Origin of the sequence: Corallococcus sp. AB011P, from assembly GCF_003611605.1 — a bacterium.
Classification (GTDB): Bacteria; Myxococcota; Myxococcia; order Myxococcales; family Myxococcaceae; genus Corallococcus; species Corallococcus coralloides.
The window spans coordinates 231,795-240,652 of sequence record NZ_RAVX01000012.1 but is presented as its reverse complement, the minus strand read 5'-3'; the positions used below and the strand labels follow the sequence as shown (position 1 = coordinate 240,652).

General features: G+C 68.7%; 6 protein-coding genes and 1 pseudogene. 5 read left to right on the top strand and 2 right to left on the bottom strand.

What is annotated here, in order from left to right:
• Positions 1 to 147 precede the first annotated feature (147 nt).
• Positions 148 to 564 carry a DUF5372 family protein gene (locus D7X30_RS43850; protein ID WP_158619404.1) on the bottom strand — a complete coding sequence of 139 codons (417 nt, stop codon included), beginning with the start codon at positions 562 to 564 and terminating at the stop codon, positions 148 to 150.
• A 50-nt stretch (positions 565 to 614) separates the two neighbouring features.
• Here D7X30_RS43850 and D7X30_RS27190 point away from each other — a divergent pair.
• From D7X30_RS27190 to D7X30_RS27180, 3 genes and pseudogenes are all read left to right on the top strand, one after another.
• Positions 615 to 1,352, top strand: a pseudogene (locus D7X30_RS27190) (AHH domain-containing protein); the annotation flags it as partial.
• 14 nt (positions 1,353 to 1,366) lie between these two features.
• Complete coding sequence (locus D7X30_RS27185; protein WP_120565883.1) at positions 1,367 to 1,936, top strand: imm11 family protein; 570 nt, start codon at positions 1,367 to 1,369, stop codon at positions 1,934 to 1,936.
• 37 nt (positions 1,937 to 1,973) lie between these two features.
• The gene (locus D7X30_RS27180; protein ID WP_120565882.1) at positions 1,974 to 2,759 is read left to right on the top strand and encodes a hypothetical protein; all 786 of its coding nucleotides are present in this window, start codon (positions 1,974 to 1,976) and stop codon (positions 2,757 to 2,759) included.
• A 47-nt stretch (positions 2,760 to 2,806) separates the two neighbouring features.
• Here D7X30_RS27180 and lexA read toward each other — a convergent pair whose 3' ends face one another.
• Positions 2,807 to 3,475: a transcriptional repressor LexA gene (gene lexA, locus D7X30_RS27175; RefSeq protein WP_120565881.1), complete on the bottom strand. Its 669-nt coding sequence runs from the start codon at positions 3,473 to 3,475 to the stop codon at positions 2,807 to 2,809.
• Positions 3,476 to 3,671: 196 nt separating this feature from the next.
• On the opposite strand from lexA, the gene D7X30_RS27170 reads away from it, so the two are divergent.
• Together D7X30_RS27170 and D7X30_RS27165 are read left to right on the top strand one after the other, a co-directional pair.
• The gene (locus D7X30_RS27170) at positions 3,672 to 7,010 is read left to right on the top strand and encodes a response regulator (protein ID WP_120565880.1); all 3,339 of its coding nucleotides are present in this window, start codon (positions 3,672 to 3,674) and stop codon (positions 7,008 to 7,010) included.
• Positions 7,007 to 8,845: a sensor histidine kinase gene (locus D7X30_RS27165; RefSeq protein WP_120565879.1), complete on the top strand. Its 1,839-nt coding sequence runs from the start codon at positions 7,007 to 7,009 to the stop codon at positions 8,843 to 8,845. Before D7X30_RS27170 ends, D7X30_RS27165 begins: the two co-directional genes overlap by 4 nt.
• Positions 8,846 to 8,858: the final 13 nt, after the last annotated feature.

The following is an 8,858-nucleotide window of genomic DNA, read 5'->3' as shown; positions in this document are numbered from 1 at the left end:
CGGCGTCCCACCCGAGTTTCTTCGCCAGCTCGACCAGGGCGTACTGGCGCTCGGTCGACTCCCGGTGCTCGTGGACCTGCATGAGGGTGGACTGGCGGATGTACACCCGAACGGGGCGAGCCAGGTGCTCGGGTCGAACCTTGGAATTCATCGCTTGCCTCGCGGGACTCGGCCACGGCTTTCAGCAGTACGTCGGCCAGCACGCCCAGCAGTTCGAGCCGCAGCGCCTCGGGCAGCGCCGTGTAGAGCGCGCCCGGCGTCGGCGGCTGGCCGGAGCTTCTTTTCCGACGCCCTGACTTGCTGGCCATGCGAGGTGGACCTCTGGCCCAACTCCTCCATCCAGACACTCAGCTCCCGGAGCGATTCGGGGTGCAGCTTCGGACACTTCCCACGGAATTTGAGCGGTGGGGGCCACGGCCGCAGGTCCGTCCAGTCCACAGGCACTTTCGCGGCGTGCCCGTCAGGAAAGCGGAGGACGACGCAGGCGCGACCGAGGTACCGCAGGTGCTGCAGCAGCGGAAGCGTCCGGCCCACGAATGGATGGAGCGGGTGGGTGATGATCACCGAATCCTGCGACGACGGCTGCTTGGATGGGGTGCGCTGAGATGGGTTTCCCGGAGCCCGTGTCGAAAGGCATCGCGGCGCTGATGACCGCGACGGCCATCGCGTATCTGGGCGTGGACACGGTGTGGGGACTGCTGAACGGGTGGTTGACGCTGGTGAAGCAGGCGGACCGCGCGCTGACGTTCGAGGATTTGCGCGAAGCAGGGGAGGGCTACGGGAAGGTGCTGGGGAAGAACGCCGCGCGGGTCTTCGTGATGCTGGCCACGGCGGCGGTGGGCAACACGGTGGGGCTGGCGGCGAAAACGCCGGTGCTCCCGGGCTCCGCGCAGGCAGCGCTCGCGGTGGAAGCGCAGGCTGGCTACGCGTACGCGGGCATTGGTGGCGTGCGGTCCGTGGCCATGACCGCGGATGGTTTCACCATCGCGCTGGCGCCCAACGCGGTCGCCATGTCGTCACGCGGTGGGAGCCAGAAGCACCACCTCGCGACCCTGAGGAACAACGTTTCCACGCATCGCGGAGGACCGTGGACACCCCGTTTCCATCGCATCTTCAAGAAGGCAGGAATGGAGCTGAAGGAGCCGGAGAACGTCGTCGAGGTCCCGGGCCATCGCGGTCCTCATCCGCAGCGCTACCATCAGCGCGTCTACGACCGGCTGGAAGAGGCGACGCGCGGGTGTCGCAGCGTCGAACAGTGTCGCGAAGCTCTCGTCGCTGAGCTCAGGAGGTTGGCCCAAGAGGCCACCACGCACGGCTCAGGCCTCCACAAGCTGCTCATGCGAAGCGAGTGAATCCGGAGACATCCATGCCACGGCGCTTCTATCGCCTACTTGATGACGTCACCCTTCCTGGGAGATGGGAACTGGGCATCCCCCTGGATGCGAGGGGGAACGAGGTCGAAGACCCCTGGATGTTCAGGGAGGGCCGACATGTTCCTCCTCAACAAGGGCTGCTCGTTCCCATCGAGCATTCGGGAACGCCCCTCGACTTCTCCCTTGCGGGCTTCAGTACGCCCGTTGTGAGCGCTCGGGTCGCAGCTGTTTTTTCAGAGCGGGCAGCACAGGACATCCAACTTGTGCCCGTGGCAGTCCTGGGACATGCGGAGCCGTACTTCATCCTTGTGGCGACCCGGCTCATCCGCTGCATCGATGACGAAGCTTCCGAAGAGGTGATCCGGTGGGCGCCTCAAGATGGCCGGCCGGACCGGGTAGGCCAGTATCGCGACGTCGACGGAATGCGCATTGACCCAGCCCAGGTCGGCGATGTGCAGGTCTTCAGGACGTGGGGATGGTCCATCGCCCTCATCGTCTCCGAGGACATCAAGCACGCCCTGGAACGCATCCGCGCCTCGGGAATACGGTTCACCAAAGTCTGATTGTCATGCCGTGACGGAGCGCCGAGGGGGAAGAACCATGATGCGGTGGTGCCATCTGCTGGTCCTGGGACTGACGCTGGCGTGCGCCGAGAAGCCACCTCCTCTTGCTCCCCGAATCTGGCCGCGCTCCCAGAGCTCCGGGTTCGGCACGGTGACGTCGGTGGAGCGCGTGCACATCACCCAGGGCTTCACGGTCGTCCGCGGTGAGACGCAAGAGGAGGTCACCATCCACGAAGGACTGTTGATCAAGATCCAGGGCCTGAGCCCGCTGGATTTCCTGCCCACGGCCCTCATGCCACCCTCGCTGGTGCTGGGGGACACCTTCGCGGAGATGATCTCCAGGCCCTCCGGCTCAAGGCCCACCGTGATCCTCACGGAAGCGCCCCCGCCTGGAACCGAGGTCGGGCTTTGGATGACCCTTCCCTGGGAAGGCTCGACCGTGCGCGGGGCTGAATTCAAGAACGCGCAGACCCGCGAGCTGGGTCCCAAGGGCAGTGGGGTGAACATCCAGACCCCCTCCGCCGATGCGCCCGTCACCTCCTACCTCTCAGTGGAAGTGCTCAAGGAGAAGGTCCGGGGCCGCAGGACCATGAACGGAGTCCACGCGCCCGAACTCTGCGCCAGCATCCAGGTCGCCTGCGGCTTCAAGGACACCACGTTCGGCCGCATCGACTGCGGCATGTGTCCCCAGGGCCAGACCTGCACCGCGGACAACACCTGCTGCACGCCCGCGACCTGCGCTTCCCTGGGCCGCTCCTGCGGCACCGTCGTGCCGGACGGCTGCGGCCACGCGCTCGACTGCGGCGCCTGCCCCGTCCGCTGATACCTCCCGCCCGGGCTCACCGTGCCCGGGCGGAAAGTCACTGCTTCTTACGTCCGGCCGCCCTGCAGCTTCCGGTACACGCCCACCACCTGCCCCAGAATCATGGTGGAGCGGAAGTCCGTGCGGTTCACGTAGATGGGCTGCATCGTCGCGTTCGCCGGCTGGAAGCGGATGCGGTCCTGCTCCGGGTAGTAGCGCTTCACCGTGGCCTCGTCCTCGATGAGCGCCACCACGATCTCACCCGGCTGCGCCGACGGCGTCTTCTTCACGAAGAGGTAGTCCCCGTCGTGGATGCCGTCGTCGATCATCGACTGGCCCTTGACGCGGAGCGCGAAGACCTCACGGCCGTTCACCCCGCCCAGGAGGAAGCTGTCGATCTTGACCGAGTCCTCCATGTGCTCCTGCGCCAGCGCCGGCGCACCCGCCGCCACCTTGCCCAGGAGGGGAATCTCCACCATGCCGGACTCCCGGCTCTTCATCCCCAGGCCCAACAGCAGCCTCGCCCGCTTGGTGGGCACCAGCGAGCGGCTCTGCTGCTCGCCCCGGGTCAGGTAGCCCTTGCGCTCCAGGGCCTTCAGGTGGTCGTTCACCCCGTTGGTCGACCGGATGTCCATGTGCTCCCCAATCTCCCGGATGGTCGGGGGGAAGCCTCGGACTTCCGATTCCTTCACGATGAAGGTCAGGATTTCGCGCTGGCGCTCCGTGAGCTCTTCCATGGCCGCACTCCTTCGCTCGGTCGCCCGCCTGCTCTGGCGGTGATGGGCAACAGAATTTCAGTGGCCCATGCTCCCTGAACATACGTGTAGAGTCAATCTGTTCAGTACCCCCACCCATACCCGCCGTGCTGCCCCCCGCCCGGCCTTCTCGCGGCTTGAGGAGGTGCGTTGATCTCGGCGTACACTTGGCGCCGCCGTGTCCGACCTCCGCCACACGCTGCTCTTCGTCGATGACGAGGCCGACGTCCTGGACATCCTCAGCCGGATGTTCCAGCGACGTTACCGCGTCCTCACCGCTCCCCACGGCAAGGCAGCCCTGGAAATCCTGCGGACCGAGTCCGTGGACGTGCTCGTCACGGACCAGCGCATGCCGGAGATGACCGGCATCGACCTGGTCAACGCCGCCAGAGCGGAGGGCATCGACGTCACGACGTTGCTGCTCACCGCGTACACGGACCCGCAGGACATCATCGCGGCCATCAACCAGGGCCAGGTGTACCGCTACGTCACCAAGCCCTGGGACGTGAACGACCTGCTCATCACCGTGAAGAACGCGGTGGAGTTCGCCCAGCTCAAGAAGGACAAGGAGAAGCTCATCCGCCAGCTGCACCAGCGGGTGGAGGCCCTCTTTGTCCTCTACGAGGTCAGCCGCGCCAGCGCGAATGACCCGGCCAGCTACGACGCCATCATCGACCGCGTGCTCACCGCCGTGGCCCGCGTGCTGCCGTACGACTGCGGCGCGGCCCTCATCGCGCCGGACGGGCAGCGGGGCGCCACGCTGCGCCTGCGCTGCGTGGGCAACGTGGGCGAGGAGGCGCTCCTGGGCGTCAAGGAGTCCATGCTCGGCGCGTACCGCAAGAGCAGCGGCCTGACGCTGCCGGAGGACCGGGTCATCACCCGCGTCACCGGCACCACCACCAAGGACTCCGTGTCCCCCGTCGTCTACCCCAACCAGCTCACGGTGAACCTCACCGCCGCTGGGAAGCCGGTGGGCATGCTGTCCCTGTTCTCCCACCGCGCGGACGCGTTCACGGAGGACGATGGGCTCTTGCTGGACGTGCTCGCCAACCAGACGGCGGACGCCATCCAGTCGCTGCGCTCCGCGGAGGAAGAGGCCCGCCACCGCATGGAGCGCATGGTCGCGTCCATGGCGGACGGCGTGGTGCTCACCGACGAGAAGAACGACATCGTGGTGATGAACCCCGCGGCCCGCCGCATCCTGCACGCGGGGGAGGAAGGGCAGGGTCCCTCCAACCGGCTCCTGGAGGAGCGCCTGGGCTTCCAGCCGTTCCAGCTGGTCCGCAACCTGGAGTACAGCGGCCACCAGGTGCTGCGCGAGGACGTGAAGCTCTTCGAGCGCACCGTGCAGACCACCGTGACGCCCGTCAACGACGCGCGCGGCACCCTGCGCGGCGTGTGCGTGGTGCTGCGCGACATCACTGATCAGAAGCGGCTGGAGGAGCGCAAGGACACCTTCGTCTCCATGGTGAGCCACGAGCTGCGCACGCCGCTCACCTCCATCACCGGCGCCCTGGACCTGGTGCTCAACCGGATGGCGGGGGACATCAACGAGCGGCAGCACCGCTACCTGTCGCTGGCCAAGGACTCCGCGGAGAAGCTCAACAGCATCGTGGATGACCTGCTGGACCTGTCGAAGTACGCGCAGGGCCGGCTGAAGATGAGCTTCGAGCGCATCTACCTGGAGGAGCTCGTCCAGCGCGTGGTGGAGAAGTACGGGCCCGCCTTCGCGGAGAAGCACATCCGCGTGGTGCCCCTGCTGCCGCAGCACCCGCTGCGCGCCATGGTGGACCCCAACCGCGTGAACCAGGTGCTCAACAACCTGCTCAACAACGCGGTGAAGTTCACGCCGGACGGCGGCGAGGTGCGCGTGGAGCTGCGCGCCACGTCCAGCCTGCCCGGCTACGTGGTGCTCTCCTGCTGGAACAGCGGCGACCCCATCCCGGAAGAGAGCCTGGAGCGCATCTTCGACCGCTTCGAGCAGGCCCGCACCCAGGCGAACCGCACCGTGCGCGGCACCGGCCTGGGCCTGCCCATCTGCCGCAACATCGTGGAGGCCCACGGCGGCCGCATCTGGTCCGAGCCGTCCACCACCGGCGTGCGCTTCATCGCCGTGCTCCCCACGGAGCCGCCCCAGGACGTGCTGTCCCAGGCGGCCGTGGACACGCTCCTGCCGTCGCCGCAGCCCGTCCGCGCGGACTCGCGTGGCAAGGTGCTCATCATCGAGGGTGAGCCCGAGGTGGGCCACATCATGAAGGCGCTGCTCGGAGCCCGGGGCTACCGGGTGCGCCTGGCGGCCTCCGCGGAGGAGGGCCTGTCCGCTGCTCGCAACCTCCACCCGGACGTGGTGCTGGTGTCGGTGCGGCTGCCGGACGTGGACGGCCTGCGGCTGGCGGAGATCCTCCGGAATGATCCGGAGACGCGCCGCGCGCCGCTCTTGCTCACCTCCGCGTTCGACGAGCGCCAGCGCGCCTTCCGGGCCGGCGCGGACGCGTTCCTCGTGCGCCCCCTGGCCGGAGACAAGCTGCTGGCCACGGTGGACTCGCTGGCGCGGGGCCGCGCCGGGGCGCAGCACGGGCGCGTGCTGGTGGTGGACGACGACGCGAAGATCGCCTCCATCTGCCGCGAGGTCCTGGAGGGTCTGGGCTTCGAGGTCGGCGTCGCGCACAGCGTGGAGGAGGGCCGGCGTTCCCTGCGCGAGCGCAGGCCGGACGCGGTGCTGCTGGACGTCACGCTGCCGGACGGCGACGGGTTCGCGTTCCTGGAGGAGATCAAGGCCGAGCGCGCCAGCGGCCACATCTCCGTCATCTTCATCTCCGCGCGCACGGAGACGTCGTCCAAGGTCCGCGCGCTGAAGCTGGGCGGGGACGACTACATCACCAAGCCCTTCGACGCGCTGGAGCTGGGCGCGCGCGTGGAGAGCATGCTGCGGCGCAAGGAGCAGGAGCTGTCCTCGTCGCCCACCACGCAGCTGCCCGGCTCCACCGCCATCGAGCGGGAAGTGCAGCGCCGGCTGGGCGCGCGCCAGCCGTTCGCCTTCTGCTACCTGGACCTGGACAACCTCAAGGCCTACAACGACTACTACGGCTTCGCGAAGGCGGACGGCGTGGTGCGCCAGACGGGCGACCTGATGCGGGAGGTCTTCCAGCAGGAGGGCGCCCCGGGGGACTTCCTGGGCCACGTGGCCGGCGACGACTTCGTCTTCATCACCTCCGTGGAGTCCGTGGACCGGGTGTGCCAGCGGGCAATCGAGCAGTTCGACCGCATCATCCCGCTCTACTACGACCGGCAGGACCGGGAGCGTGGCCACATCGAAGCGGAGGACCGCTTCGGGGAGAAGCGCGAGTTCCCCATCATGAGCGTGTCCGTGGTGGCGGTGATGACGGACGGCGTGGCGCATGACCACGCGGAGCTGGCGCGCCGGGCCGCGGACATGAAGAAGCGGGCCAAGGCGATCCCCGGCTCCGTCTTCCTGCGCAGTGACTTGGAGCGCGTGGTCCGGTCAGTCACTGGATGAGGCTCTACCAGCAGCTCGTCCTCTTCATGCTCGCCGCGACGGTGCTGCCCCTGGCCATCGTCGGCTTCCTGCTGTTGTCGCGCTCGGAGCACGCGCTGGCCCAGCGCATCGATGAGCAGCAGCGCGCGCTCGCGACCGCCACCGCCGAGGCCGTGGAGGCGAGCCTGATGGAGGTCGTCAACGGCCTCGCCCGCTCCGCGGAGCTCCTGCCCTGGGAGCGCGCCACGCCCGAAGAGGTGCGCGGCATGCTGATGCTCCTGTATGGGCAGTCCACCTCGGTGAGCGCGGTCATCCAGGCGGACGCGAACGGGCAGCCCCTGGGGCCCGCCGTGTTCCGGAGCGCGGAGCCGCTCGAACGCCATCCCGCCTTCGACGCCGCGCGCGTCCGTCAGCTGGCGCACGCGGTGCCGGTGGAGAACTTCCGGGACGGAGGCAAGGGCCAGGCGGCGCTGGGCAGCGCGTACGTGCACGCGGGCTCGGGCGTGGCCGCCGTGGCGGTGGCGGTGAAGCTGGGCGCTTCGGAGGATGCGCCGTACGCCATCGCGGAGCTCGTCTTCACGCAGCTGGAGGCGCTGCTCGCTCGGCGCGCGAGTGACGGGCAGCTCCTGGACGTGGTGGACTCCGAGGGGCGCGTCGTGGCCAGCTCCCAGGCCGCGCGGCGCATGGAGGCACTGGAGCCGGAGCTGCGCGAGGCGCTGAAGTCCGCCCTGGGCGCGGAAGGCGGGCGCAGCTTCCAGCTGAAGGACCCCGCGCGCCGGGTGAGCGTGGCGTGGGTGAACACGCTGGAGATGGGCATCGTCGTGACGGAGGACGAGGCCCTGGCGCTGACGCCCGTGCGGGAGCTGCGCACCACGGTGCTCGCGTCCGTGGCGGGTGCGCTGGTGGTGCTCCTGGCGCTGGGCGCTCTCTTCACCCGGCGGCTGGACCGGCGGCTCGCGGACGTGGTGCAGGGCGCGGAGGCCTATGGCCGCGGAGAGCTGGAGCGCCGCCTGCGCGTGGAGGGCCAGGACGAGTTGAGCGAGCTTGCGTCCACCTTCAACCGCATGGGCGAGGAGCTGGAGGCGTCTCGCGCGCGGCTGATGAGCTGGAACGACGATTTGCGCGTCCGGGTGGAGGAGGCCACGGCCGACCTGCGCGCGGCGCAGCTGCAACTGGTGGAGGCGCAGAAGCTGGCGGCGGTGGGCCAGCTGGGCGCGGGCGTGGCGCACGAAATCAACAACCCGCTGGCCGGCATCCTGGGCAACGTGCAGCTGCTGCTCCTGGACCGCGGGGCGGATGACGTGGACTTCGAAACGCTGCGCAAGATCGAGCAGAGCGCCAAGCGCTGCAAGGACATCACCCAGAACCTGCTGCGCTTCTCCCAGCAGCGCGAGCGCCCGGACCTGCGGCCCATTGACCTGAACGCGGTGGTTCGCGACGCGCTGAGCCTCACGGAGAACCAGACGCGCGGAGAGGGCGTCGAGCTGGTGACGGAGCTGAGCGCGGCGGTGCCTCGTGTGAAGGCGGACCCCGGTCACCTGTCGCAGGTGGTGCTGGCGCTCTTGTCCAATGCGCGCACCGCGATGCTGAAGACGCCGGTGAAGCGCCTCACCCTGCGTACTGGCGAGCGCGACGGGATGTGTATCCTGGAGGTGGAGGACACCGGCAGGGGCATCGCGGAGAACATCCGGCCGCGCATCTTCGAGCCCTTCTTCACCACCAAGGACATCTGGTCCAATGTGGGCCTGGGACTGAGCGTCGCGTGGCGCATCGTCACGGAGGCCGGGGGGACGCTGGAGGTCCGCTCGGAAGAAGGGCAGGGGGCCCGGTTCACCGTGGTGCTGCCCCGGGCATGAAGCCCGCCGCGTG

What these genes read in the sequence shown, in the direction of transcription:
- D7X30_RS27185 (WP_120565883.1), top strand. Translation starts at nt 1,367, where the DNA reads ATGCCACGGCGCTTCTATCGCCTACTTGATGACGTCACCCTTCCTGGG.
- D7X30_RS27180 (WP_120565882.1), top strand. Translation starts at nt 1,974, where the DNA reads ATGATGCGGTGGTGCCATCTGCTGGTCCTGGGACTGACGCTGGCGTGC.
- lexA (WP_120565881.1), bottom strand. Translation starts at nt 3,475, where the DNA reads ATGGAAGAGCTCACGGAGCGCCAGCGCGAAATCCTGACCTTCATCGTG.
- D7X30_RS27165 (WP_120565879.1), top strand. Translation starts at nt 7,007, where the DNA reads ATGAGGCTCTACCAGCAGCTCGTCCTCTTCATGCTCGCCGCGACGGTG.